The 23,519-nt window shown below is 70.4% G+C and carries 24 protein-coding genes; 16 read left to right on the top strand and 8 right to left on the bottom strand.

All coding sequences use genetic code 11. From position 1 onward, the window contains the following. Positions 1 to 91 precede the first annotated feature (91 nt). From LXT13_RS15050 to LXT13_RS15035, 4 genes are read left to right on the top strand one after another with little or no spacing between them, the layout of a single operon-like run. The gene (locus LXT13_RS15050; protein WP_233372770.1) at positions 92 to 1,576 is read left to right on the top strand and encodes an alpha/beta fold hydrolase; all 1,485 of its coding nucleotides are present in this window, start codon (positions 92 to 94) and stop codon (positions 1,574 to 1,576) included. Further along, a complete protein-coding gene (locus LXT13_RS15045) occupies positions 1,573 to 2,355 on the top strand; it encodes an ABC transporter ATP-binding protein (protein WP_233372769.1) in 783 nt (260 codons plus the stop codon). Before LXT13_RS15050 ends, LXT13_RS15045 begins: the two co-directional genes overlap by 4 nt. Then, entirely contained in the window at positions 2,352 to 3,530 is a 1,179-nt protein-coding gene (locus tag LXT13_RS15040; protein WP_233372768.1) for an ABC transporter permease, read from the top strand. Before LXT13_RS15045 ends, LXT13_RS15040 begins: the two co-directional genes overlap by 4 nt. Positions 3,531 to 3,561: 31 nt before the next feature. After that, the gene (locus tag LXT13_RS15035; RefSeq protein WP_233372767.1) at positions 3,562 to 4,071 is read left to right on the top strand and encodes a hypothetical protein; all 510 of its coding nucleotides are present in this window, start codon (positions 3,562 to 3,564) and stop codon (positions 4,069 to 4,071) included. Here LXT13_RS15035 and LXT13_RS15030 read toward each other — a convergent pair. From LXT13_RS15030 to LXT13_RS15020, 3 genes are read right to left on the bottom strand one after another with little or no spacing between them, the layout of a single operon-like run. Beyond that, a complete protein-coding gene (locus LXT13_RS15030) occupies positions 4,068 to 4,571 on the bottom strand; it encodes a hypothetical protein (protein ID WP_233372766.1) in 504 nt (167 codons plus the stop codon). The two genes, LXT13_RS15035 and LXT13_RS15030, sit on opposite strands and share 4 nt — an antisense overlap. Positions 4,572 to 4,581: 10 nt before the next feature. Further along, positions 4,582 to 5,418 carry a PEP-CTERM sorting domain-containing protein gene (locus tag LXT13_RS15025; protein WP_233372765.1) on the bottom strand — a complete coding sequence of 279 codons (837 nt, stop codon included), beginning with the start codon at positions 5,416 to 5,418 and terminating at the stop codon, positions 4,582 to 4,584. Then, on the bottom strand, positions 5,415 to 6,062 hold the full coding sequence (locus LXT13_RS15020) for a PEP-CTERM sorting domain-containing protein (protein ID WP_233372764.1): 648 nt from the start codon (positions 6,060 to 6,062) through the stop codon (positions 5,415 to 5,417). The genes LXT13_RS15025 and LXT13_RS15020 overlap by 4 nt, the downstream gene beginning before the upstream one ends. Before the next feature lie 152 nt (positions 6,063 to 6,214). Between LXT13_RS15020 and LXT13_RS15015 the strand changes: the two genes are divergently transcribed. The 3 genes from LXT13_RS15015 (at position 6,215) to LXT13_RS15005 (ending at position 9,914) form a co-directional block, all read left to right on the top strand. After that, the gene (locus LXT13_RS15015) at positions 6,215 to 6,745 is read left to right on the top strand and encodes an ECF-type sigma factor (protein WP_233372763.1); all 531 of its coding nucleotides are present in this window, start codon (positions 6,215 to 6,217) and stop codon (positions 6,743 to 6,745) included. A 54-nt stretch (positions 6,746 to 6,799) separates the two neighbouring features. Beyond that, positions 6,800 to 9,616: a serine/threonine-protein kinase gene (locus LXT13_RS15010; RefSeq protein WP_233372762.1), complete on the top strand. Its 2,817-nt coding sequence runs from the start codon at positions 6,800 to 6,802 to the stop codon at positions 9,614 to 9,616. 73 nt (positions 9,617 to 9,689) lie between these two features. Then, positions 9,690 to 9,914, top strand: a complete 225-nt coding sequence (locus tag LXT13_RS15005) for a DUF2061 domain-containing protein (RefSeq protein ID WP_233372761.1) — start codon at positions 9,690 to 9,692, stop codon at positions 9,912 to 9,914. Here LXT13_RS15005 and LXT13_RS15000 read toward each other — a convergent pair. The 3 genes from LXT13_RS15000 to LXT13_RS14990 form a co-directional block, all read right to left on the bottom strand. Continuing rightward, a complete protein-coding gene (locus tag LXT13_RS15000; RefSeq protein WP_233372760.1) occupies positions 9,877 to 10,167 on the bottom strand; it encodes a YkgJ family cysteine cluster protein in 291 nt (96 codons plus the stop codon). The genes LXT13_RS15005 and LXT13_RS15000 overlap by 38 nt on opposite strands. A gap of 28 nt (positions 10,168 to 10,195) precedes the next feature. Further along, entirely contained in the window at positions 10,196 to 10,390 is a 195-nt protein-coding gene (locus LXT13_RS14995; RefSeq protein WP_233372759.1) for a YgaP family membrane protein, read from the bottom strand. 64 nt (positions 10,391 to 10,454) lie between these two features. Continuing rightward, on the bottom strand, positions 10,455 to 11,093 hold the full coding sequence (locus LXT13_RS14990; RefSeq protein WP_233372758.1) for a Crp/Fnr family transcriptional regulator: 639 nt from the start codon (positions 11,091 to 11,093) through the stop codon (positions 10,455 to 10,457). A gap of 200 nt (positions 11,094 to 11,293) precedes the next feature. Here LXT13_RS14990 and mnmG point away from each other — a divergent pair, with 200 nt between their 5' ends. The 9 genes from mnmG (at position 11,294) to LXT13_RS14945 (ending at position 19,540) form a co-directional block, all read left to right on the top strand. Then, positions 11,294 to 13,258 carry a tRNA uridine-5-carboxymethylaminomethyl(34) synthesis enzyme MnmG gene (mnmG, locus tag LXT13_RS14985; RefSeq protein ID WP_233372757.1) on the top strand — a complete coding sequence of 655 codons (1,965 nt, stop codon included), beginning with the start codon at positions 11,294 to 11,296 and terminating at the stop codon, positions 13,256 to 13,258. Next, on the top strand, positions 13,255 to 13,503 hold the full coding sequence (locus tag LXT13_RS14980; RefSeq protein WP_233372756.1) for a DUF3658 domain-containing protein: 249 nt from the start codon (positions 13,255 to 13,257) through the stop codon (positions 13,501 to 13,503). Before mnmG ends, LXT13_RS14980 begins: the two co-directional genes overlap by 4 nt. Next, on the top strand, positions 13,458 to 14,126 hold the full coding sequence (gene rsmG / locus LXT13_RS14975) for a 16S rRNA (guanine(527)-N(7))-methyltransferase RsmG (RefSeq protein ID WP_419964676.1): 669 nt from the start codon (positions 13,458 to 13,460) through the stop codon (positions 14,124 to 14,126). Before LXT13_RS14980 ends, rsmG begins: the two co-directional genes overlap by 46 nt. An 87-nt stretch (positions 14,127 to 14,213) precedes the next feature. Further along, a complete protein-coding gene (locus LXT13_RS14970) occupies positions 14,214 to 14,987 on the top strand; it encodes a ParA family protein (protein WP_233372754.1) in 774 nt (257 codons plus the stop codon). Next, complete coding sequence (locus tag LXT13_RS14965) at positions 14,984 to 15,520, top strand: GNAT family N-acetyltransferase (protein ID WP_233372753.1); 537 nt, start codon at positions 14,984 to 14,986, stop codon at positions 15,518 to 15,520. The genes LXT13_RS14970 and LXT13_RS14965 overlap by 4 nt, the downstream gene beginning before the upstream one ends. Continuing rightward, the gene (locus LXT13_RS14960) at positions 15,513 to 16,277 is read left to right on the top strand and encodes a GNAT family N-acetyltransferase (protein WP_233372752.1); all 765 of its coding nucleotides are present in this window, start codon (positions 15,513 to 15,515) and stop codon (positions 16,275 to 16,277) included. The genes LXT13_RS14965 and LXT13_RS14960 overlap by 8 nt, the downstream gene beginning before the upstream one ends. A 118-nt stretch (positions 16,278 to 16,395) precedes the next feature. After that, a complete protein-coding gene (locus tag LXT13_RS14955; protein WP_233372751.1) occupies positions 16,396 to 17,427 on the top strand; it encodes an OmpA family protein in 1,032 nt (343 codons plus the stop codon). A gap of 26 nt (positions 17,428 to 17,453) precedes the next feature. Continuing rightward, positions 17,454 to 18,494, top strand: coding sequence for an OmpA family protein (locus LXT13_RS14950; RefSeq protein WP_233372750.1), 1,041 nt, complete (start codon positions 17,454 to 17,456; stop codon positions 18,492 to 18,494). Between the two features lie 20 nt (positions 18,495 to 18,514). Further along, entirely contained in the window at positions 18,515 to 19,540 is a 1,026-nt protein-coding gene (locus tag LXT13_RS14945) for an OmpA family protein (protein WP_233372749.1), read from the top strand. Positions 19,541 to 19,551: 11 nt separating this feature from the next. Here LXT13_RS14945 and LXT13_RS14940 read toward each other — a convergent pair whose 3' ends face one another. Further along, the gene (locus LXT13_RS14940; protein ID WP_233372748.1) at positions 19,552 to 21,177 is read right to left on the bottom strand and encodes a PGDYG domain-containing protein; all 1,626 of its coding nucleotides are present in this window, start codon (positions 21,175 to 21,177) and stop codon (positions 19,552 to 19,554) included. A 19-nt stretch (positions 21,178 to 21,196) separates the two neighbouring features. Then, positions 21,197 to 23,503, bottom strand: coding sequence for a DUF4062 domain-containing protein (locus LXT13_RS14935; RefSeq protein ID WP_233372747.1), 2,307 nt, complete (start codon positions 23,501 to 23,503; stop codon positions 21,197 to 21,199). Positions 23,504 to 23,519 lie beyond the last annotated feature (16 nt).

Here is a 23,519-nt window from a genome sequence, read left to right as displayed (position 1 = left end):
ATGACACGCCGCCGGCCATCCGGCGGCCAGCGCGCGGACAGCGCAGGGGCGGCGCTGATACTGGGCGCCCCCTGTCACCAAGAGCGCCCGCATGCTGCGAACTCTAGGCCGAATCACCACGCTGTCGACCCTGCTGGCTCTGGCCCTGCTGGTCAGGCCGGCGCTGGCCGGCGCCCCCCTCAAGCCCTGCCGGCTCGACGGCATTCCTAACGAGCTGCAGTGCGGCAGCCTGAAGCGCCCGCTGGACCCGGCGCGGCCGGACGGCGTGAGCATCGATGTGCACTACGTCGTCGTGCCGGCGCTGGCCCGCAACAAGCAGCCAGATGCCGTGCTGCTGCTGGCCGGCGGCCCTGGCCAGAGCGCGATCAACGTCGCCGCGCGCGTGCTGCCGCGGCTGGCCCGGCTGAACAACCGGCGTGACCTCGTCTTCATCGACCAGCGCGGCACCGGCAAGTCCGCGCCGCTGGAGTGCGCCGACGACAGTCAGTTGCCCATCACCGAGCAGCTCGAAGCCGGCGCCCAGCTGCGCCGGCTGGAAGCCTGCCGCAACCAGCTGGAGTCGCTGCTCTATGGCCGCGACGGCGGCCTGCGCTTCTTCACGACGACGATCGCGATGCAGGACATGGAGGCCGTGCGCGAGGCGCTGGGTGTGCCGCAGTGGAACCTCGTCGGTGCCAGCTACGGCACGCGGGCCGCGCTGGAGTACCTGCGCCAGTTCCCGAGCCGGGTGCGCCGCACCGTCATCGACGGCGTCGCGCCGCCGGACATGGTCCTGCCGGCCAGCTTCTCGACCGACACGCAGGCCGCGCTGGACAAGCTCTTCGACGCCAACGCCAAGACGCACCCGGCGCTGCGTGACGACTGGCAGCGCTTGCTCGCCTCGCTGCCGCGCCGCGTCACCGTGGCCCAGCCGCTGACCGGCGCGCCTGAGACCTTCATGGTCGACCGCGAGCTGCTGCTGCGCGCCGTGCGGCCGCCGCTGTACCAGCCAGCGCTGGCTGCAGCGCTGCCGGCCGCGCTGCACATCGCGGCCACGGAGGGTCGCTTCGATGGCCTGTTCGGGCTGACCTCGGCCTTTGGCAGCGGCAAGGGCATGAAGCTGGCGATGGGCATGCACTTCGCCGTCATGTGCGCGGAGGACGTGCCGCGGCTGGCCGACGCCACCGACTCGCCGGGCAAGGACTTCGCCCGCATGGACGCCGAGGGCTACGCCCGTATGTGCAAGACCTGGCCCCGGGGCGACGTGCCTGCGGACTTCTACAGGATCCCGCCCGCGCCCAGCCCGGTGCTGTTGATGAGCGGTGGCGCGGACCCAGCTACACCGCCGCGCCACGGCGAGCGCGTCGCCAAGGCCTTGGCCGTGGGCCACCCCGAGCGGGTGCAGCACCTCGTCGTGCCGGAGGCCGGCCACGGCGTGTCGGCGGTCAACTGCGTGCGCGACCTGATGTTCCGCTTCATCGACGCCAAGGCTGACGCCGAGGCGCTGCCGCAGGACGGGGCCTGCGCGGTGCGCATCCCGCGGCCGGTGGCCTTCCAGCCCGTTCAAGCACCCGCGCAGGGAGGCGCCGCGAAATGATCGAGATCCAGGACGTTCACAAGCAGTTCACCGCCCAGGCGGGCGGCGGGCTGTTCAAGCGCGGCGCTAAGCGAGTCGTGCACGCGGTGCAGGGCGTAAGCCTCACCGCCGCCGATGGCCGCATCACCGGGCTGCTGGGCGCCAACGGCGCGGGGAAGACGACGACGCTGCGCATGCTGGCCGGCCTCTTCCCACCGGATTCGGGTCACATCACCGTCGACGGCATCCCCGTGCGGGAGCAGCCGCTGAAGGCGCTGGCGCGCATGGGCATCCTCGGTGATGCGCACGGCCTGTATCCGCGGCTGAGCGCGCGGGAGAACATCGTCTACTACGGTCGGCTGCAGGGCATGGCGCCCGACGCGGCACATGCGCGCGCAGAGGCACTGGCGAAGCTGCTGGACATGCAGTCCATCCTGGAGCGGCGCGCCGACGGCTTCAGCCAGGGCGAGCGCATGAAGACGGCGCTGGCCCGTGCGCTGGTGCACGACCCCGCCAACATCGTGCTCGACGAGCCCACCAACGGCCTGGACGTGCTGGCCACGCGCGGCCTGCGCGAGGCGTTGCGCTGGCTGCGAAGCCCCGAAGGCGGCGCCAAGTGCATCGTCTTCTCCACGCACATCATGCAGGAGGTGGAGCAGCTGTGCGACGAGGTCGTCGTCGTGTCGCAGGGTCGCAGCGTGGCGCGCGGCAGCGTGCCGGCGCTGCTGGAACAAGCCGGCGAGACCCGCTTTGAAGACGCGTTCGTGAAGCTCGCATTCCCGCAAGAGGTGGCCGCATGAGACAGGCATTGATCGTTTTCGCCAAGGAGCTCAACGACGCGCTGCGCGACCGCCGCACGCTGCTGCGCATCCTGCTGCCCGCGCTGCTGATGGGGCCGCTGCTGCTGACGGCGCTGTCGGGGCTCATCGCGTCGTTCGAGGCGCAGGCCGAAAAGCGCGAGGTGGTGGTCGAGGGCCGTGACAACGGACCGACGCTCGTCAACTTCATCGAGCGCCAGACTTACACCCTCGTCGGCATGAAGGGCGCGACCAACCGCGAGGGATACGAAGCGCTGCTGCGCGACGGCAAGGCCACGGCGCCGATGCTGGTCATTCCGAAGGACTTCGAGGCGCAGCTGCTGCGCGGCGAGGCGCCCGTCGTGGAGGTCGTCAGCGACAGCGCCAACCAGCGCGCCAGCGCTGGCGTCGGCATGATCAAGGGCCTGCTCTACGCCTTCAACCACGAGCGCGCCTCGCTCAACCTCGCGATGCGGGGCGTGTCGGTGGACCTGCTGGAGCCCATCGACATCCAGGAGCGCGACCTCGCCAGCGCGCAGGCCCGCGCGACGCGGCTGACCAGCATCCTGCCGATGTTCATCATCATGGCCGTGCTCTACGGCGCGCTGACCGCCGCGCTGGACAGCACGGCCGGCGAACGCGAGCGCGGCTCGCTCGAACCGTTGCTGATGAACCCTGTGCCCCACGGCGCGCTGGTGGCGGGTAAGTGGGGCGCCGTCGCGCTGCTGGGCATGGCCGTGGCGCTGCTGTCCTCCCTGAGCTTCGTGCCCGCGCAATGGCTGCTGAAGAGCGACGTGCTGCAGGCACAGTTCAGCTTCGGGCTGCCCGAGGTGCTGGCCTTCTGGCTGCTGCAGGTGCCGCTGGCCGCGGGCCTGTCGGGCCTGCTGATGGCACTGGCCATCCGCTCCAAGAGCTTCAAGGAGGCGCAGGCCGGCAGCGCCCTGGTCGTCACCGCCGTGAGCCTGGCCCCGATGGTCAGCGTGCTGAACCCCGGCGGCGAAGCACCCTGGTACCTGTGGGTGCCCGGCCTCGCGCAGAACACGCTGATGCTGCAGGTTCTCAAGGGCGAGGCGCTGCGCTGGAGCCAGGTGGTGCCTGGCGTCGTGGTGGGCTTTGCGCTGGCGGCGGTGACGCTGGCCTATGTGGCGCGGTCGATGCGGGCGGCGGTGGCGCGGTGAGCACCGGGCCGGCATGGGCGAGACTCCAGACATGACCGCGCCCCGCCACACCCTTCGCTTCGTGCCCTTGCTGCTCGCCGCCCTCGCCGGCTGCGCCAGCCTCCAGCCCGCCACGCCGCCGGACTACACCGGCCCCACCGCCAACGTAGCCGACCAGGCGGTGCCAATCGGCAGTTCGCTGCTGCATGTCTTCGAGCTGACGCGTGTGGACGGACGGCGGCTGGCGTCCACCAGCCTGGCCACCGTGCAGGCCAACAAGGGCCGCGGCTTCTCGGTGACGCCCGTCGCGCTGACGAACGAGCTGCCGCTGCGCCCGGCCCGCGTGACGCTGCAGGTGGCCACGCAGTACGCCGCGCCCATCCTCGCGCTGACGAACCCGAACTGCCAGGTACTGGGCGACGTGGACTTCACACCCGAGGCCGGCAAGGCCTACCGCGTGGCGGGCCGCATCGCGCCCGAGGCCTGCGAGGCCTGGATCGAGGACCTCGCGACGCAGCAGCCGGTGACCGACAAGGTCAGCGGCCGCGGCACGAAGCCCTAGCACGCCATCTCCAGGCGCCTCACCGCGGCGCGCAGCAGCGCCCGCGAGTAGCGGCGGTGAAAGCCCAGCAGCGCGTGGAACCCCAAGGAGAAGCGCAGCTGCCCGTCGGCCCCGCGCCGGCGCGGCTGGATCGCCGAGCCGAACCACAGCAGCGTCTGCCCACCCGCGGCCGACTCCACCTTGAACCATGAGCAGGTCGCGCCGCTATCGTCGCGCATCAGCAGCTCGTCGGCCGTGCGAGCCTCGGCCGTCCACACAGCCAGGCGGCGCCCCCCGCCAGTGGCCACGGCGCGCACCATGGCCGCCGTGGACGGCTTGCCCAGCAGCGCGATCAGCGCCAGTTCGAACCTGAACAGTCGCGTCGTGTAGAAGGCCTCGACGAACTCGGCCAGGCTCACCGTCCGCGGGACCTGCCGCGCATAAGCATCAGTGAAGGCGCCTTGGCGGGCCTGATGGCGGAGCAGGCTGTTGGGTGGGGTGGGTCGGTCCGGCGGGCTCATGCCCGCCAGCCTAACCGCGGCGCGATGCCCTCCGCTGCCGCACCGCCACCCAGCCCAGGCCCAGCGCCATCAGCGCCCAGGTCGACGGCTCCGGCACGGGGGCCGCAGTGAAGTCATGCCCGCTCAGGCCCACGGTGTTGAGCCCGGCGACCGAGGGCGTGATGTAGTAATGCGCGGAGTTGTAGAAGTCCGCCGCCGCCGAGCGCGCGGTGACCGAGTTGCCCTGCACCCGCGCGCCGACGGCAAGCGAGCCGTAGATCACGACGGCACTCCCGACCTTCGTGTCGAGCACCAACGAGTACACGCCGGGGCTCTGCGTGCGGTTGCCCCAGTTGAGCTTGACGGACTGGTAGGTGTAATCGTCCTGCAGCGTCACCGAGGCCTCGGCGATGGCGCCGAAGGTGGGGTCCGGGGCTGCGCCGAGCACCGTGCCTTCGATGCTGAAATCCACGCGGTAGCTGACCGGCGTGCCGACAGCCAGGCCGGCGCCCGTGACCATGACGGTGTCGTAGAAGCTGCTGCTGACGGTGGACGTGGCCAGGCCGCTACCGCCGAACGGGTAGCTGGCCCCGGCGTAGGCCTTGAGCAGGCCGGTCGAGCCGAGGAACCTGCCCACGGCTGCCACGCCCGGACCCAGCTGCGCGGTGCGGTCGACGGCCTGCAACTGGCCCGCCTGCGGCTCGCGATCGAACCACAGGTTGCCGTCCTTGCGGTCGGCAGCAGGGAAGTTCGTCACCTCGGTGATGACGTTGGCAGTCAGGCCGTAGCCGCCCGCCTGTGCCGCCCCGGACAGCGCGAGGGCCACCAGCCCCAGCACAGCAGCGCCGCAGCGCAGCGCGGCCTTCATTGCGCACCTCCGCGGCGGCGCAGGGCCACCAGCCCCAAGCCACCGGCCAGCAGCAGCCAAGTCGACGGCTCGGGCACCGGCGTGGTCACCATCTCCGCGCGAAACCCGGTGGGGCTGAGTGTGGACGAGGTGCTGAACTCCAGCGTGTTCAGCCCCGGCAGGATGCCGCTGGTGATGTGCAACGGCGTCCACGCGTCGGCCTGCGCAATGCCCAAGCCGGGCACGACGACGCCATTCAGCCGGACCGTCAGGCCGCTGTCGTCGGCGGCCCAGCGGCCATCGATGCGCCAACCGGGCGCGCTGTAGGCACCGAGGTCGAAGGTCGTGCGGTAGGTGATGGTGTCCGTGATGCCGGGCTGGTCGGTGAAAAAGAAGTCCGTCGTGGGCACCAGCCAGCGCGAGGCGGACGAGTTGTTGATCCAGGCCCCGTTGTCGATCGGCGCGCCGGTGGTCTTGGCGTACGCGGCCGGGCCGAAGGCGGCGGAGTCGACGATCTCGTAGTGCGCGTCGACGGCGTCCTGCGCCAACGGCGCGCCGCTGGCATCGACGCCGGTGTTGTAGGGGCCGGGGTTGGCCGCCAGTGCCGGCAGCGCGGCGAGCGCCGCTGCCAGGGCCAGCGCATGGGGAAAGGCAAAGCGTTGCATGGAGACTCCTTGATGGGCGGTCGAACACTCGACCTGCCCCCAAGCCAACGCCGCCGCCGCGCCAAGCCGGACACCGCCTCCCTAGACAAGGGGGCGGCGCACCACGTCGGTAGGCCGCAGCGGGGTTGGCCTGCGTGCGAACATGCCGGCCCATGCCAGCCTACCCGTCGCCTGAGCCTTCAAGCTGGCCCGCTGCATGGCAAGAGGCCTACCCCGAGCTGAAGAAGATCGCCCGCGCCCGGCTCCATGCCAGCGGCCCGCAGGCGGGGCTCAACACCACGGCGCTCGTCAACGAGAGCTACCTGCGCCTGGCCCCGCGCGTGGACCAGCTGGCGTTCGCCAGCCCCGGCCACTTCTACGCCTATGCGGCGCAGGTCATGCGGTCGGTCATCGTGGACGAGCTGCGCGCGCGCCATGCCGAGTGCCGCGGCGGCGGTATCGAGCACGTGACGCTGGACACGCGCGCGGCCGAACAGCCCGGGCCGGCCGACGGCGAGGCGCTGCAGGTGGACGCCGCGCTGACCGCGCTGGCCCAGGTGGAGCCGCGCCTGGCCCAAGTGGTGGAGATGCGCTACTTCGGCGGGCTGACCGACGCCGAGATCGCCACGGCCCTCGGGCTGACCGACCGCACCGTGCGCCGCGACTGGGACAAGGCTCGCGCGCTGCTGCGCACGATGCTGTGAGCTGACGCGGCGCGACATGTCCGCCCGCAGCCCGACAACCCGTTGGCTCCACCGATGAAGCTGCCCTGCCCCCCCGACCAGTGGCCGCGCTTCTCGGCGCGGCTCGACCAGCTGCTGGCGCTGCCCGAGGCCGAACGCGCCGGCTGGCTCGCGGCACTGCCTGAGGCCGATGCCGACCTGCGCGACGGCCTGGCCGCCGTGCTGGACGGGCTGCCCGGTGCAGGTGGTGCGTTCCTGGACGGCCCGCCCACACTGCCACCGGTTACGGCGCCGTCAGGGGCGGCGCCGGGCGATGTCGTCGGTCCCTACACGCTGGTGCGCGAGCTGGGCCGCGGCGGCATGGGCATCGTGTGGCTGGCGCGCCGCTCGGACGGCGCCTTCGCCCGCGACGTGGCACTGAAGCTGCCTCACGCCCACCTGCTGGCGGGCTCGCTGCGCGAGCGCTTCGACCGCGAGCGCGACATCCTCGCCGCGCTGGACCACACGCACATCGCGCGCTTCTACGACGCGGGCCTGGCCGCCGACGGCCAGCCCTACCTCGCGCTGGAGGCGGTGGACGGCCGGCCCATCACCGACTGGTGCCGCGAGCAGGCGCTGCCACTAGCCGCGCGGCTGGACCTGTTCGCGCAGATGGCCGACGCCGTCAGCCACGCCCACGGTCAGTTCATCGCCCACCGCGACCTGAAGCCGGCCAATGTGCTCGTCACGGCCGGCGGCCAGGTCAAGCTGCTGGACTTCGGCATAGCCAAGTTGCTGGCCGGTGAGGACGGTACGCCCGCCGACAGCACCGCGCTGACCCGCGCCCAGGGCCTGCTCGCCACGCCGCGCTATGCCGCGCCCGAGCAGCTGGCCGGCGGGCCGGTGAGCGTCGCGACCGACGTCTACGCGCTGGGCCTGATGCTGTTCGAGCTGCTGACCGACGCGCCGCCCCCGCCGCCCGGCGAGCCCGTGCCCCCGCCGTCCCACACCACGACGCAGGCAAGCCGCCGCAAGGCGCTGCGCGGCGACCTCGACGCCATCGTCGACCGCGCGCTGCAGCCCCGCCCGACCGACCGCTACCAGTCCGTCGCCGCGCTGGCGGAGGACCTGGCGCGTCATCGCCGCACCCAGCCTATCCACGCGCGGCGCATTACGGGCTGGGTGCGACTGGCCCGCTTTGCGCGCCGTCACCGCGTCGGTGTGGCCTTGTCAGGCCTTCTGGCCATGAGCCTCGTGGCAGGCGTCGCGGGCGTGGTGTGGCAGGGGCAGCGAGCCAAGGCCGAGGCGCGTCGCGCCGAAGCGGTGAAGGGCTTCGTGCTGGGCATCTTCAACGCCGTGGACCCGCGCCGCCCGTCCGACCAACCGCGCGGCCAGATCACCGCCAGGCAGTTGATGGACCTGGCCTCGGAGCGCATCGACCGTGACTTCGAACACGACCCCGCGTTGCGGATCGAACTCCTCGGCGTCGTGGCCAATGTGTACGGCTACCTCGCCGAAGACGACCGCTACGAGGTGCTGCATCGCCGCCAAATGGCGCTGGCCGAAAAGTACCTTGGCGTGACCGATCCGGTGTATATCCAGGGCCTGCTGGTCGATGCCTACGGCGACATCTACAACCTGCATCCGGACGCCGCCAAGGCCACCTTGGCGCGGGTGGACGATCTCATCCACCGGGCGGGCCTGGATGCTTCCGAGCAGCGCGCGGCCTGGTGGATGGCGCAAAGCGAAGTGCTGCGCGGCGTGCCCGGCGCCCACGCGCAGCGCATCCAGGCGTTGGAGCGCGCCATTGCGCTGTACCGTCGCCATGCACCCCAGTCCGAGGACTACCCGGCGGCGTTGGCCAACCTGGCCAACGTGCACAACGCCCGCGAGGCGTGGCCGCAGGCGCAGGCGCTGTACGAGGAGGCACTGGCCATCCCCTTGGCCCCTGGTGCCAGCGAGGAGAACCTGTCGGTCATCAACACCAACCTGGCGATGTCGCTGATGGAGCAGGGACAGGTAGCCGCTGCGCTGAAGCATTTCGAGACCGCGACGGCCCAGGCGCTCAGCACCTATGGCCCCAACCACAACAACCACTTCCACGCGGTAGGCAACCACGCCCGCTGGCTGCACCGCCTGGGCGAGCGGCGCCGGGCACTGGCGATGTTCGAGTCCCTGCCCACGCCCTCGGGCGGCGGCGGCCCCGGCGACGACACGGCGCGAGAGTACCGCGGGGCTGCACTGCTCATGGACGGTCGACCCGACCTCGCCCTGCCCATCCTGCGCGGCGTTCAGAAGGACTATGCCGCGCATGTGAACCACGAAGCCGACCAACGCCGCCTGGACGGCCTGCTGGGCACGGCGCTGGCGCAAACCGGCGACGCGGCTGCCGCCCGCCATCACCTGTGGGCAGCGCTTCAGGCCAGCGAGGCGCACGACGCGCCGGATTCCGCGGCGCTGGCCGCCGCACGCGAGCGATGGGCGCGTTTTCTGCTGGATCAAGGCGATCCGCAGGCCCTGGACCAGGGGCTGGCGCTGCTGCGCCAGGCGGCGCAGCCGGGGCCGGCCGCCGAGCCACGTCGCGCCATCGCCGCGCAAATGCTGGCCCAGCTGGGGCTGGCACGGGTCGCGCTGCTCAGGCACGATCTGCCGGCGGCCGCCCAGGCCGTGGCGCAGGCGCAGACCGCATGGTCCTCGCTGCCCGCCAGCCGCGAAGTGCGCCTGCAAAGCTACCTGTGGGCGGTTCAGGGCGAGCTATGGCGCCACCAGGGCCGGACGGCCGACGCACAAGCCCTGCAGGCACAGGCGGCAGCCTCGTCGGCCGGGTGGTACGCGCCGGAGGCGCTGCCACCGAAGCGGGCATGCACCGTGTTTTCTCTCAGGAAGATCTGTGACACCCAATCGCCGGCATAGCGACAAGCCATTGGCCGCGGCAGATGCGAACAATTAGCATTTAGCTATCTTCAAAGCATTGGCGATAGACATCATGGCCAAGACCGTCAGCTTCGGCATCCTGCATCTGGGCACCTCCTTTGGCGTCACCTATGCGCTGACCGGCAGCGTCGCCGTGGCGGGCGCGGTGACCTTCGTCGAGCCGCTGTGCAACACGGTGCTGCACTACTTCTTCGATAAGTACTGGGACCACCCGCGCGCCGAGGCCTGGCGCGAGCGCTTCAGCCGCCCGCGCGAGAGGCGGGTGCAGGCGGCGTGACCGGGGCAGTCTCGCGCTCCATCCAGCCGAGCCAGCGCATCGCCTGCTCGCGGCTGTCGCCGCACATCAACTCGCTGGGCTGCAGCGAGCCGCAGACAGCCGGGCGCTCGGGCCGGCCGAAGAGCCGGCAGCAGTCGTCGTCGTCCAGCTGCACGCAGCGCACGCCGGCCGGCTTGCCGTCGGGCATGCCGGGAATGGGCGAGCTGATCGACGGCGCGATGCAGCAGGCGGCGCAGCGGGGGCGGCAATCCATGGCGGCATTGTCGGTCTCCGCGAGGGCTTCAGCCCTTCATCGGGCAGGTGTTGAAGCCCAGCACCGAGTACAGCGGGCAGGTGCTCAGCAGGCCAGTGGCCAGCGGCACTACGCCGACGTAGCCCCACACGCCGATGGTGCCGGTGACGGCCAGCCCCAGCAGCACGAGGCCGGCCAGGATGCGGACGATTCGGTCGATGCCGCCGACATTGGTCTTGAACATGAAGCGCTCCTTGAAGTGATGCCTTCATGCTGCGCGGCACGGCGCCGCGCGTCGGTGACCACGGTCACACAGCGCTTGATGCAACGCAAAGCCGCTGCAGCGCGGCGCGGTCGGCGATGTCGATGCGCTCGCGGCCCAGCGCCACCCAGCCGTCGCGCTCGAAGCGGCGCAGCAGCCGGCTGACGATCTCGCGCACGGTGCCCAGCTCGTCGGCCAGTTGCTGGTGCGTCGTGTGCAGCTGCGGCCCGCGGGCGCACAGCAGCGCGGCCAGGCGCTGGTCCAGCCGCTGGAAGGCCACGGCCTCCACCAGCGCCATCAGGTCGGCCAGCCGCTCGGCCATCAGGCCCATGACGTAGCGGCGCAGCACCGGGTCGCTTTCGCACACCGCCTCGAAGTCGGCGGGCGAGATGAGCCGCAGCGCTGTCTCCGTGCGCGCCTCGCCGCTGGCCGTGGCCACGCGGTGGGCAAACAGGCAGGTGGCCGACACGACGCAGACTTCGCCCGGCTCGACGCGGTAGAGCTCCAGCTGGCGGCCGTCCGGCGAGGCCAGCGAGACGCGCACGCTGCCTTCATCGACCAGCGGGAAGCCCGGACACGGCCGGCCGGCGTCGAACAGCCGCGTGCCCGCCGGCACGCGCATCGGCTGGGCGCGTGCGGCCAGCTCCGCGAGCGGCGCGAGGACGGGGTCGGCAGGGAATGGCATGGCGCGATTGCAGCACGGCGCGCGGCCGGCGGCGATGGACCCGCCTTCAGCTGTCCCTAAGGTGGCGGCCACAGCATGCAGGCGTCTGCTTCAGGAGGCTGCGCGTGCGCATCGGCCCTGCGGGTGACTTATCCACAGCCGGTTCGTAAAATCAGCGGCTCGCCCGGGCCCCTGCCCGGGCCGCTCTTTGCAGGATCGAGATGCTCTACCCCAAGGAATTCGATGTCATCGTCGTCGGTGGCGGACATGCCGGCACCGAAGCCGCCCTCGCCGCCGCCCGCATGGGGGCCCAGACGCTGCTGCTGACCCACAACATCGAAACCCTGGGCCAGATGAGCTGCAACCCCAGCATCGGCGGCATCGGCAAGGGACACCTCGTCAAGGAGGTCGATGCGCTCGGCGGCGCGATGGCACTGGCCACCGACGAAGGTGGCATCCAGTTCCGCATCCTCAACGGTTCCAAGGGCCCGGCCGTGCGCGCCACCCGTGCCCAGGCCGACCGCATCCTCTACAAGGCCGCCATCCGCCGCCGGCTGGAAAACCAACCCAACCTGATGCTGTTCCAGCAGGCCGTGGACGACCTGATGGTCGAGGGAGACCGCGTCGTCGGCGCCGTCACGCAGGCCGGCATCCGGTTCCGCGCACGCGCTGTCGTGCTGACAGCCGGTACCTTCCTGGACGGCCGCATCCACGTCGGCCTGCAGAACTACAGCGCCGGCCGCGCCGGTGACCCGCCCGCCGTGTCGCTGTCAGCACGGCTAAAGGAATTGAAGCTGCCCCAGGGCCGGCTCAAGACCGGTACGCCCCCGCGCATCGACGGCCGCACGATCGACTTCTCCAAGTGCGAGGCCCAGCCGGGTGACCTCGATCCGGTGCCCGTGTTCAGCTTCATCGGCAACCGGGAGATGCACCCTCAGCAGGTGCCGTGCTGGATCACGCACACGAACCTGAAGACCCACGAGATCATCCGCAGCGGCTTTGACCGCAGTCCGATGTTCACCGGCGTCATCGAGGGCGTGGGCCCCCGCTACTGCCCCAGCATCGAGGACAAGGTCAACCGCTTCGCCGACAAGGACTCGCACCAGATCTTCCTGGAGCCCGAGGGCCTGACGACGCACGAGTTCTACCCGAACGGAATCTCCACCTCCCTACCCTTCGACGTTCAGCTCGCCGCGGTGCGCAGCATCCCCGGCCTCGAGAACGCCGACATCCTGCGCCCCGGCTACGCCATCGAGTACGACTACTTTGACCCGCGCGGGCTGAAGGCCTCGTTCGAGACCAAGGTCATCCAGGGCCTGTTCTTCGCCGGCCAGATCAACGGGACGACCGGCTACGAAGAGGCCGCGGCGCAAGGCCTGTTCGCCGGCCTGAACGCTGCGCTGCAAGTCCGTGGCGACCACCCGTGGACGCCCGCACGCGACCAGGCCTACCTCGGCGTGCTGGTCGATGACCTCATCACCAAGGGCGTGACCGAGCCCTACCGCATGTTCACCAGCCGTGCGGAATTCCGCCTGCAACTGCGCGAGGACAACGCGGACCTGCGCCTGACGGAGGTCGGTCGTCAGCTGGGCCTGGTGGACGACGAACGCTGGGCCGCATTCAACCGCAAGCGCGACGCTGTTTCACGTGAAACAGAGAAGCTGAAGAGCACCTGGGTCCACCCCGGCATCCTGCCGGCGGCTGACGCCGAGCGGCTGGTGGGCAAAGCGCTGGAGCGTGAGTACAACCTGGCCGACCTGCTGCGCCGGCCTGGCGTCGTGTTCGACAAGGTCGCCGAGGTCGCCGCAATTGCACGTCCTGAACTGGTGGGTTCGGCCGGTGTTTCACGTGAAACCTTGAATGCTGAGCTGGGCGTCGAACTTGCCGCCCTCGTGACGGAACAGGTCGAGATCAGTACCAAATACGCCGGCTACATCAACAAGCAGGTCGACGACGTCGCGCGTGCCGCTCACTTCGAGCACCTGAAGCTACCGGAAGAGCTGGACTACAGCCTCGTCCACGCCCTCTCCTTCGAGGCGCGGCAGAAGCTTAACAAGCACCGCCCCGAGACGCTGGGCCAGGCCTCGCGCATCTCTGGTATTACACCGGCCGCGATCTCGCTGTTGCTTGTGCACCTGAAGAAGGGCAAGTTCAAGGGCTTCACGTCCGAGATGGAGGCCGCATGACGGACGTTCGGCTGTTGGATGAGGTCCTACTCTCCCACTGCGCGCCACGGTGGCTGAAGGTCGCGCGAGTGCTGGGCGACGCCGAACGTGACGCTCGCTTGACGGGTGTAGCGCCAGAGAACCGGCTGGACCTGCTCGCGGCTCGCATCGTTGCCCTGTTCGACGCCGGCCGCCTGGATGCAGAGGGCGATCTGGACGAATGGCGGTTCAGCGAGATCCGGCTGCCAAGCGAGGCCACTCAATGAGGGCCACTCTGAAAACGGCGGCCAAGCAACTCGGCCTAGAACTCAGCGATACCCAGCTCGACCAGTTACTGGCCTACCTGGCCCTGCTGCAGAAGTGGAACAAGGTCTACAACCTGACGGCTGTGCGTGACCTGGCGCAGATGCTGAGCCACCACCTGATCGACAGCCTCTCCGTCATTGCGCCGCTGCAACGCCACGGTGCACCGGCCCGGCTGATGGATGTCGGCGCCGGCGGCGGGCTGCCGGGCGTTGTCATCGCCATCTGCTGCCCCGACACTGACGTGAGCTGCGTCGACGCCGTCGCCAAGAAAGCCACCTTCATCCAGCAGGTGGCGGCCGAGCTGAGGCTGCGCAACCTGCATGGCGTGCACAGCCGCGTCGAGCAGCTGAGCGTCGAACCCTTCGGCGTCATCACGTCGCGCGCCTTTGCATCGCTGGTCGACTTCACCACGCTGACCCGCGAGCACCTGGCGACGGGAGCAGTGTGGATGGCCATGAAAGGCCAGCACCCGGCCGACGAGATCGCCGCGCTGCCGACCGACGTGGATGTGTTTCACGTGGAACAACTGACCGTCCCCGGGCTGGATGCCCAGCGCTGCATCGTCTGGATGCGGCCACGCTGATCGCGGCTGACGTACTTTCGCGGGTCCAGCCCGAGCGCCGGCCCGACTTCGCCCGGTACGATGCCGGCTGTTCCCGGAACCCTCGCCATGGCCAAGATTTTCTGCATTGCCAACCAGAAGGGTGGCGTCGGCAAGACCACCACCACCGTCAACCTCGCCGCCGGCCTGGCGCAGATCGGCCAGCGCGTCCTCGTCGTCGACCTCGACCCTCAAGGCAACGCGACGATGGGCTCCGGCATCGACAAGCGCAAACTGGAGACGACGGTCTACGACGTGCTGCTGGAGTCCGCCACCATCGCCGAGGCCAAGACCCGTGCCGAGAAGGCCGGCTATGACGTGCTGGGCGCCAACCGGGAACTGGCGGGCGCCGAGGTGGACCTGGTCGCCCTGGAACGCCGCGAGGCCCGGCTGAAGGCCGCGCTGTCCGACGCCGGTAAGGACTACGACTTCGTCCTCATCGACTGCCCGCCGTCGTTGTCCATGCTGACGCTGAACGGCCTGTGCAGCGCCCACGGCGTCATCGTGCCGATGCAATGCGAATATTTCGCGCTGGAGGGCCTGACCGACTTGGTCAACACGATCAAGCAGATCCACGCCAACCTGAACGCTGACCTGGAGATCATCGGCCTGCTGCGCGTCATGTTCGACCCCCGCATCACGCTGCAGCAGCAGGTCAGCGACCAGCTCAAGGCCCACTTCGGCGACAAAGTCTTCGATACCGTCATCCCGCGCAATGTGCGGCTGGCCGAGGCGCCGAGCTACGGGCTGCCGGGTGTCGTGTTCGACCCCAGCTCCAAGGGCGCGGTGGCGTTTGTCGACTTCGCCAAGGAGATGGTGAAACGGATCGGGACGATGCGGTGACCGCGGTACGCCTGCGTTCGATGGAGGCCGGTGACGCCCAGGCCGTGGCGGACTTGCACGCAGCCAGCTGGCGCAGCGCCTACCGCGGCATGCTCACCGACGAGTTCCTGGACCACGGCGTCGTTGCCGACCGGCAGGCCGTCTGGACGGAGCGGCTGACGGAGCCTGTCACCACGCCGGCCTTCGGCATCGTGGCCGAAGACGCCGACGGCCAGCTGATCGGCTTCACCTACGTGCTGCTCAACCACGACTCCACGTGGGGCTCGCTGATCGACAACCTGCACGTGCACCCTGCGGCCAAGGGCGGCGGCATCGGCCGCCAGCTGCTGCAGGCCGTCGCCCGCGAGCTGGGCCCGGCCCACAGCGAACCCGTCTTCCTCTGGGTACTGGACGCCAACGAACCTGCCAAGCGCTTCTACGCGCGCATGGGTGCGGAGTTCGCTGAGTACGGCATGGCGCCGCCCTTCGGCGGCGTGTCGCTGCCGGAATGGCGCTGCGTATGGCGCGACGCCTCGGTCCTGCTGCATGCCTGAACAGAGGCTTCCCGCCCCCGCCCTCGCCCTCCGCGCCGAACTCGCCGGCCTGGATGCGTCTGCGCCGCCCCAGCAGACCGACATCGACGGCTGGCTAATCCGCCTGTCGCCCGGCAAGGCCAAGCGCTCGCGCTGCATCAATGCGCTGCGCGAGGGCACGCTGCCGCTGGACGATCTGCTGGCCCGCTGCCAGCGGGCCTATGACGCCGCCGGCCTGCCGCTGGCCGTGCGCGTGACGCCGTGGAGCCAGCCGGCCGACCTCGACGCTCGCCTTGCTGCCAAGGGCTGGGGCGCATTCGACGCGGCCGACGTGATGGTGCTGGACCGCCTCGTGCCCGACCCTGCGCCGGTCGCCCTGCAGGCGCTGGAGGCCCCCGCCTACGCCGCCCTCGTGGGCGCGCTACGCGGCTCGTCGGTGACGGCCATCGCGGCTCACGCCGAGCGCATTGCCAGCGCGCCGGTCACGTACCAGGGTTTCGCGCTGAAGGACGCCGCCGGCACCCTGCTCGCCTGCGGACAGATGGTCGTCGACGGTGACCTCGTCGGCCTCTACGACATCGCGTCGGCCGTGCTCCGGCAAGGCCATGGCGAGCGCCTGTGCCGCGCGCTGCTGGCCCAGGCTCATGCGCAAGGCGCCCGCCAGGCCTACCTCCAGGTGGGCAGCGACAATGCCGTCGCGCAGCGGCTCTACGCGCGCCTGGGCTTCGTTTTCGCCTACCGCTACCACTATCGTAGCCCCGAGACCGCGCTCGTGTAGTGGCTTGTCAGGCCGCTTACGAATCGGGACGACGCCTCCCCAGTTTGCAGGTCGGCCCGCGGCGAGACTGCCGCGTTGCCTGCTGCAACATCCCGCCACCTTTCCCGACACGCCGCCCATGACGCCTCTCCGCGCCGCCCTCGCCTTGCTCACCACCGTCACGCTGGCCTCGGCCGCGATGGCCGAAGCCCCCAAGACGGACGTCGCCAAAAGCGCCGACCACCCCGTTCTCAAGCGCTTCACCGGCAGCGTGCTGGCCGGTTATGCACAGCAGGACTGGGAGCAGCGCAGCTTCCCCGATGCCCGGGGCGTCAAGAAGGACGCCGACGAGTTCACCAACCCCGTGGCCCTCGAAGGCAAGGTCACCCGGCTGTTCTACCTGGCGCCGCTGGGCAAGAGCCCGCTGGAGGTCTACCGCAACTACCAGCAGGCGCTCGCCGCCGCCGGCTTCAAGGTGACCTGGCAATGCGAGAGCGAGGCCCAGGGCTGCAGCAAGGCCTACTTCGCGCTCGACAAGTACGAACGCATGAAAGGCATGCACTGGGCCGAGGGTGACCTGCCCGCCACCGGCAGCGAACACGCCGGCAGCAGCTGGAGCCTCTCTGGCGGCATCAGCTACGAGCAGGCCCGCATGCTGGTGGGCACGCTCGCCAACGGCGGGCGAACGCTGAACCTGCTGCTGTTCACGTCGGTCGCGGAGAACACCCACACGGGCCGCGCCGCCACCTACATCGAGATCGTCGAGCCCAAGGCCATGCCGACCGGTCAGGTCACGGTGGACGCGAAAGCCATCGGCCAGGGCCTGCAGGCCGACGGAAAGATCGCCCTCTACGGCCTGTTCTTCGACACCGGCAAGACCGACATCAAGCCCGACAGCAACGCGCAGCTGGACCAGATGGCCGCGCTGCTGAAGGCCCAGCCCGCGCTGAAGGTGCTGATCGTCGGCCACACCGACAACGTCGGCAGCATCGACGCCAACCTCACGCTGAGCCAGGGCCGCGCTCAGGCCGTCGTCGCTGCCCTCACGCAGCGCGGCATCGCGGCCGGCCGGCTGCAGGCCCGCGGCGTCGCCAACTTCGCACCGGTGGCGTCCAACGCCGCCGAGGACGGCCGGGCCCGCAACCGGCGCGTCGAGATGGTTGTCCAGTAACCCCGCCCGGAGCCCGAGACATGACGATGCGAACCGTTGCCCTGCCCGCTGCCCTGCTCGCGCTGGCGCTCGCCGCCCCGGCCGCCCGCGCGATGGAAGGCGTGCCCACCGCCGATGTGAAGGGCGGTACCGACCACCCCGTCATCAGTCGCTTCGCCGGCAGCCTGCTGGTCGGCTACGGCCAGCAGGACTGGGCCGCCACGGTGCATCCCGGCGCCGGCGGTGGGTCCAAGACCGAGCGCAAAAAGTTCGCCGACCCGGTACTGCTCGAAGGCAAGATCACGCGGCTGTTCTACATCAGCCCCGAAGGCAAGACGCCGCTGGAAGTGTTCCGCAACCAACAGCAGGCGCTGATGGCCGCCGGCTTCAAGCCGCGCTTCCTGTGTGAGGTCAAGGACTGCCTCGCGCCGGCCTACTTCGCGATCACGGAAGAGGACCGCGGCAAGTCCATGAACTGGGCCAAGGGCTACCTCGTCGGCGTCAGAGGCAGCAACTTCAAGGGCGCACACTGGGGCATCCCGATGTCCGTCACCTGGGAGGAAGGCCACATCCTTGCCGGTACGCTGAGCCGCGGCGGCACGGCGCTTCAGATCCTCGTCTTCACATCGCAGGCCGCCAACGAGTACACCGACCGCGCCGCCAGCTACATCGAGATCGTCGAGCCCAAGGCCATGCCCACCGGCCAAGTGACCGTAGACGCCAAGGCCATCGCGGCGGGCCTGCAGGCCGAAGGCAAGATGGCCCTCTACGGCATCCTGTTCGACACCGGCAAGACCGAGCTCAAGCCCGACAGCAACGCGCAGCTCGACCAGATGGTGGCTGTGCTCAAGGCCCAGCCGGCGGCCAAGGTCTTCATCGTCGGCCACACCGACAACGTCGGCAGCGTGGACGCCAACGTCAAGCTCAGCCAGGGCCGCGCGCAGGCCGTCGTCGCGGCGCTGACACAGCGCGGCATCGCCGCCAACCGGCTGGCCGCGTACGGCAACGCCGGCTACGCGCCGGTGGCGTCCAACGCTGCCGAAGACGGCCGGGCCAAGAACCGCCGCGTCGAGATGGTCCTGCAATAACTCGACGACCCAGCTGACTGATGAAAGCCTCCGCCCGCCTCGTCGCCACGCTGGTGGCCGCCGCCTTCGCCACGGCCGCCTCGGCCGCCGACAAGCTCGTCACCGACGTCCCCGGTGCCACGGACCACCCGCTCATCAAGCGCTTCACCGGCTCCTGGCTGGCGGGCCAGCGCATCTCGAACTGGGATGCTGCCGTGCTGCCCGGCAGCGCCGAGCTGTCCAAGGCCGACGCGCGGCAGTACCGCGAGCCGATACAGCTCGAAGGCAAGATCACCCGCACGCTCTACATCGCGCCGCGCGGCAAATCGGCGCTGGAGGTGTGGCGCAACTACGAGCAGGCGCTCGCTGCCGCCGGCTTCAGGAAGCGCTTCGCCTGTGAGGCCAAATGCGCCGACCTCTACTTCGCGTGGTGGAAGACCAGCGAGCCCAACAAGGGCATGACATGGGCCAGGGGCGACGTCGAAACCCCCACCGGCAACCGCTACAGCTTGACCTCGGCGACGTCCGTCGAGGACGGCCGCCTGCTCGTCGGCACGCTGGGCAAGCCGGGGCAGGAGACGCATGTGCTGCTCTACAACTCGCTGGCCGCCAACGCCTCGACCGGCCTTGTCGCGACCTACCTCGAGATCGTCGAACCCAAGCCCATGGAGACAGGCCAGGTCACGGTTGACCCCGCCGCGCTGCAGGCCGGCCTCGCCGCGGAAGGCCGCGTCGCACTGACCGGCCTGTTCTTCGACACCGGCAAGACCGAGCTCAAGCCCGAGTCCAAGGCCCAGCTTGATGCGATGGCCGAGCTGCTGAAGAACCAGCCCGCGCTGAAGGCCTGGATCGTCGGCCATACCGACAACGTCGGCGCCTTCGACGCCAACGAGAAGCTCAGCCTGGCCCGCGCCCAGGCCGTCGTCGCGGCGCTAACTGCCGCGCCGTACAAGATCGACGGCCAGCGCCTCACCGCCAAGGGCCTGGCCTCCCTCGCACCCGTGGCCGGCAACGGCGACAACGCCGGACGTGCGAAGAACCGGCGCGTGGAGCTGGTGGCGCAGTAGCGGACGACCGCCTATACGGCGCCGCCCTCGCGGCTGCCGACCGGCAGCACACCCTGGGCCTCGTGGACGGCCAACTGCTGGGAAAAGCTGGTCCAAACGCCTCGCTGGGTCGAGGCCAGCGCAGTCTTCAGCCGTGCGGCCAGCGACGTGAATGCCTGCATGTCGCCCGCCAGCAGGCAAGCCTCCGCATGGCTCGCATACAGCCAGGGCACGGCTTGCATGTCGACCTCGGCGTCTTCACTGTCATCGATGTAGGGCGCCAGCTCCTCGCGCAACGCCAGGGCGATGCCGCGCGCTTCGGCCGTGCGCCCCAGCCAGGCGAGCGTCGCGGCACAATTGATGCCCGAATAGAAACTGCCGCCGCGCGACCACGCGGCCTCGTAAGCGCGGTGGGCCAGCACCAGGTCCTCGCGCGAGCCGCCACGGGCCCAGCAGCGCTTGTAGACACCGCCCTTAATGCCCTGCGACTCCTCGAACAACCGGTCGTCTGTGCCGCGCGGCTCGCGGTCCAGGTAGCGGTCGACGAGTTCCCGCGCGCGCCGCAGGTCACCGGCACGACTCGCCGTCAACGCGCGCAGCTGCGCCGTGCGCCTCGAGCGGATGCCGCTCTCCGCGCGCACGAGGGCCAGCAGGCGCTCAGCGATGTCCAGTTCGCCGAAGTCCAGGCTGCGCTCCACCGCGAACAGCAGCAGGAACTCCGCATTGGCGTGCACGCGCTGCGCGATGGCGGTGAAGCACTGGGCGCAGTCCGCCGCCCGACGTGCATGCGCCAGCGTCAGCACCTCGGGCACCGGCGCCGCGGCCTCGATGCGTTCACGCGCGGCCTGGGTGTCTCCGTCATCCCGGCTCGGGCCGGCGCGCCACCAGGCAGCGGCCCAGCCGAGCACGGCGCACAGCAGGCTCAGCACGAAGGGCTCATCTGCCGGGCCAAGCGCGTCGTCCAGGTGCCGCACCTGGTTGCCCAGGCGCCGCAAGTTGTGCGCCACGGCGGCTTCGCCCGACGTCATCGCCCCGGTCAGCTGCAGCAGATCTATGCGCTGCTGCACGGTGGACTGCGCGCGGCCCGCAGCAGCGTCCTGAGTGGCCAGCACGACCCGCTCCAGACAGCGTGCGGCCACGAACACGACCAACGACGGCGTCTCGCGGCCGCAGACCCAGGCCAGCGTCTTCAGGTCCCGCGCGAGCGCCTCGCGCAGCGGTGCCTCGAATGCGATCTCGTCGACGCCCCTCTGCAGCGCACGCACGGGACCGCTGGTGTCCGGCTGGTAAAGCCGCGCAAACAGGTCCGCACGCACGACCGAACGGCTGCCGTCCGGGTAGCTGACGATCCAGTCTCCCGGCTGCGCCTTCAGCGTGCCGCCCTGGACCTGCACCGTGCTGGGGGCGGCGGCCTGCACCGCGTCGACAGGTTCCGCGACATGTGCGTAATAGCCGCTGTGGCCCGCCCGCTCCGGCTCCACCGGGCGGTACTTGAGCGCGAAGCTGGCCCGGGGCACCGGCCACTGCTCACCGTGCAGGCCGGTGAGGATGGCGTCGCCGGCCTCGTGCCGGACGGGGCCTTCGAGCGTCTGCACGACGCCTGCTGCACCGGCCAGCGTGGCCCACAGCGTGCGCGGGCGGGAGAGATAGCGGGCCATGTCGGGAGCTCCGGTGAGGTCAGAGGGCAGGCACGGCGCCGAGTCCGGCACGCTGAAGCATCGGCGCGTTGTCAGTACCGCGCGCGACCCGGTACAGCGCCAACCGGCCATCGCCGGGCAGCGGGCCCGTGAGCAGGCGGCCCTCGTCGGGCAGCGCGCTGCTGCGCAGCAGCGCCAGCTGGCCACGCCCTGCAGCCTGGGTGTGGCGCACGAACGGCACGGCCTCCTGCGGAACGCTGCCCAGCAGCTTCTCGAACTGCTGCAGCGTGCCCACCCAGCGGCGCCACAGCGCCGGCAGCGACTGCGTCAAGGCGTCGAGCCGTGACTGGTCGGCATCGATCGCCGCCCAGGTACCGGCATGCTCGCGCCGCAGCCGGTAGTAGGCCAGGGCCGCCCACCCGCCGCCGCCGAGCGCCGCGGTCGTCGACACGAGCAACACCGGCGCGGACGCCTGGCTGGCCGCGCCCAGCCCGCAGGCCAGCATGCCCAGCACGGCCATGGCGGCGCCACCGAGCACGCCGGTATCGGCATGCGGACGCAGTTGCGGCAGGCGGTCGCGGGCGGCGGCCAGCCGGCGGCGCAGCGCCTCGATCACCGAAACGTCGGCGCTGCGGGCCACCCAGTCGCACAGCGGTGTCCCACGCGCGAGCCGCGTGCCGGCTGGTGCCAGCAGCCGGTTCAGCAGGGCTCCCTGCGGCAGGCGGTCGTTCAAGCGGTACTCGCGCGGCTGCTGGCCTTCGCGGTAGCGGTAGGTCATCAATGGCATGCCGGGCGAGAGGCGGTCGCCCGGCCGCACCAGCCACCGGTCCAACACGGCCTCGTCGCCCGCCCGGAACGACTCCTCGAACGCCTGGCCCGGGAAGGGGCAATCCGGCAGGCCGGCGATGGCTGCCTCCTCCGCCAGCGCCTGCCCGGTGACGACCAACCAGCCGGCAAAGTCGCCGAAGTAGCGACGCAGCGCCTGCTGCATGCGCGTGGCGGTGTAGCCATCGAAGCCCGACTCCAGCGCCGGCACCGCGTGCGCCTGGGCCAGGGAGGGTGCCAGGGCGTCCAGGCCGTGGTGGATGGCCTCGGCGTGCTGTCCCAGCGCGACGATCTCATTCGCCAGGTTCAGCATCTCCTGCTTGTGCCCCTGCAGCATCTGGCGCAGTCGATCGCGCAGTGGCACGAAGGACGGGTCCCGCACCGCCTGCGCGAGGTAGCGCGGCGAGTAGCCCGCGAGCTGGTTGAGAGCCTTCAGCGCGTCGTCGGTGTGACCGGCCAGCGTCAGCGTGCGGGCGTATTCGAACCGGGCAGCGCGGAAATTGAACGTCCCGTCGTAGCCCTCCGGGGCCTCCAACGCCATGGCGCAATGCACCACGGCCTGCTCGGCGCGCCGTGCATCCAGCGCCAGCTCGACACGCGCGAGGCCGATGTAACAGGCGCTGCGCCAGAAGACGAGCTGGTGGCGCTCGAACCACCGCGCCGCCTGCAACAGCTGTTCACGCGTGTCGTCCAGCTGCTGCCGGGTGCAGGGCGAGCCCAGGCGCAGCATCGCGGCCTCGTACTGCAGTTTGGGTTGCAGCGGCAGGCATTGCAGGCTCTGCGCCATGTGCTGCAGCGCAACCAGCGGCTCGCCCTCGCGCAGCGCCGCATCGGCCAGCCGGCGGTGTTCGGCAGCCGCCTCGCTGACGGGACCACGCGTCGCTTCGTAAAGCCGCTGCGGCTCGGTGCGGCCCAGGCGCGCCAGCTGGCGCAGTTCCAGGTTGTCCACCAGCGCGGCGTCGATCGTCGGCCGGTCCTCGGCCTCCAGCGGCTCGTCAGTGTCCGCCTCGGTGCCGTGCCGCATCCATTCGACGAGGTTGATGAACAGGCTGTGCACGATGCGCCCGGCCACCGGCGCCACGCCCTCGGCCTTCGAGAACAGCGCCGTCGTGTGCCGCTGCATCACCTCCTCGCGGAAGCGCAAGACGCCATCGGGCCAGGCCTGCCGGCTCCAGTCCTGGAGCGGCACCGCGCTGATGATCGCCGGCAGCACCCAGGTGTCGGAGCCCGGCGCAACGGCCTCAAGGTACTCCAGGTGCGTGTGGCTCACATCGTGGCCGGGCGCCAGTTCGCCATAGGTGTCACCCAGCAACAGGATCATGAACTCGCTGCGCCGCACGCCGTCGGGGCAGACCTCCTGTGGCGGCCGCGCGCGGGCAAGGCCGTCGCGCAGGTCGATGACCTCCAGGCCGAATGCCTCGTCCAGCTTGCGCGCGCGGATCTGCTCGACGATGGCATCACGGTAGTCGGCGAACTCGCCGAAACGGGACGAGAGGAAGACCTGGATCTTCGTGGTGCTCATGGTGCGGGGCAGGGAG

The sequence above is a fragment of the Pelomonas cellulosilytica genome, from assembly GCF_021353265.1.
Lineage (GTDB): Bacteria > Pseudomonadota > Gammaproteobacteria > Burkholderiales > Burkholderiaceae_C > Pelomonas > Pelomonas cellulosilytica.
This window is presented reverse-complemented; position numbering and strand designations above follow the sequence as displayed.

Excerpts from the sequence above, each read along its gene's own strand:
- LXT13_RS15050 (WP_233372770.1), top strand. The coding sequence starts at position 92 with ATGCTGCGAACTCTAGGCCGAATCACCACGCTGTCGACCCTGCTGGCT.
- LXT13_RS15045 (WP_233372769.1), top strand. The coding sequence starts at position 1,573 with ATGATCGAGATCCAGGACGTTCACAAGCAGTTCACCGCCCAGGCGGGC.
- LXT13_RS15040 (WP_233372768.1), top strand. The coding sequence starts at position 2,352 with ATGAGACAGGCATTGATCGTTTTCGCCAAGGAGCTCAACGACGCGCTG.
- LXT13_RS15035 (WP_233372767.1), top strand. The coding sequence starts at position 3,562 with ATGACCGCGCCCCGCCACACCCTTCGCTTCGTGCCCTTGCTGCTCGCC.
- LXT13_RS15030 (WP_233372766.1), bottom strand. The coding sequence starts at position 4,571 with ATGAGCCCGCCGGACCGACCCACCCCACCCAACAGCCTGCTCCGCCAT.
- LXT13_RS15025 (WP_233372765.1), bottom strand. The coding sequence starts at position 5,418 with ATGAAGGCCGCGCTGCGCTGCGGCGCTGCTGTGCTGGGGCTGGTGGCC.
- LXT13_RS15020 (WP_233372764.1), bottom strand. The coding sequence starts at position 6,062 with ATGCAACGCTTTGCCTTTCCCCATGCGCTGGCCCTGGCAGCGGCGCTC.
- LXT13_RS15015 (WP_233372763.1), top strand. The coding sequence starts at position 6,215 with ATGCCAGCCTACCCGTCGCCTGAGCCTTCAAGCTGGCCCGCTGCATGG.
- LXT13_RS15010 (WP_233372762.1), top strand. The coding sequence starts at position 6,800 with ATGAAGCTGCCCTGCCCCCCCGACCAGTGGCCGCGCTTCTCGGCGCGG.
- LXT13_RS15005 (WP_233372761.1), top strand. The coding sequence starts at position 9,690 with ATGGCCAAGACCGTCAGCTTCGGCATCCTGCATCTGGGCACCTCCTTT.
- LXT13_RS15000 (WP_233372760.1), bottom strand. The coding sequence starts at position 10,167 with ATGGATTGCCGCCCCCGCTGCGCCGCCTGCTGCATCGCGCCGTCGATC.
- LXT13_RS14995 (WP_233372759.1), bottom strand. The coding sequence starts at position 10,390 with ATGTTCAAGACCAATGTCGGCGGCATCGACCGAATCGTCCGCATCCTG.
- LXT13_RS14990 (WP_233372758.1), bottom strand. The coding sequence starts at position 11,093 with ATGCCATTCCCTGCCGACCCCGTCCTCGCGCCGCTCGCGGAGCTGGCC.
- mnmG (WP_233372757.1), top strand. The coding sequence starts at position 11,294 with ATGCTCTACCCCAAGGAATTCGATGTCATCGTCGTCGGTGGCGGACAT.
- LXT13_RS14980 (WP_233372756.1), top strand. The coding sequence starts at position 13,255 with ATGACGGACGTTCGGCTGTTGGATGAGGTCCTACTCTCCCACTGCGCG.
- rsmG (WP_419964676.1), top strand. The coding sequence starts at position 13,458 with ATGGCGGTTCAGCGAGATCCGGCTGCCAAGCGAGGCCACTCAATGAGG.
- LXT13_RS14970 (WP_233372754.1), top strand. The coding sequence starts at position 14,214 with ATGGCCAAGATTTTCTGCATTGCCAACCAGAAGGGTGGCGTCGGCAAG.
- LXT13_RS14960 (WP_233372752.1), top strand. The coding sequence starts at position 15,513 with ATGCCTGAACAGAGGCTTCCCGCCCCCGCCCTCGCCCTCCGCGCCGAA.
- LXT13_RS14955 (WP_233372751.1), top strand. The coding sequence starts at position 16,396 with ATGACGCCTCTCCGCGCCGCCCTCGCCTTGCTCACCACCGTCACGCTG.
- LXT13_RS14950 (WP_233372750.1), top strand. The coding sequence starts at position 17,454 with ATGCGAACCGTTGCCCTGCCCGCTGCCCTGCTCGCGCTGGCGCTCGCC.
- LXT13_RS14945 (WP_233372749.1), top strand. The coding sequence starts at position 18,515 with ATGAAAGCCTCCGCCCGCCTCGTCGCCACGCTGGTGGCCGCCGCCTTC.
- LXT13_RS14940 (WP_233372748.1), bottom strand. The coding sequence starts at position 21,177 with ATGGCCCGCTATCTCTCCCGCCCGCGCACGCTGTGGGCCACGCTGGCC.
- LXT13_RS14935 (WP_233372747.1), bottom strand. The coding sequence starts at position 23,503 with ATGAGCACCACGAAGATCCAGGTCTTCCTCTCGTCCCGTTTCGGCGAG.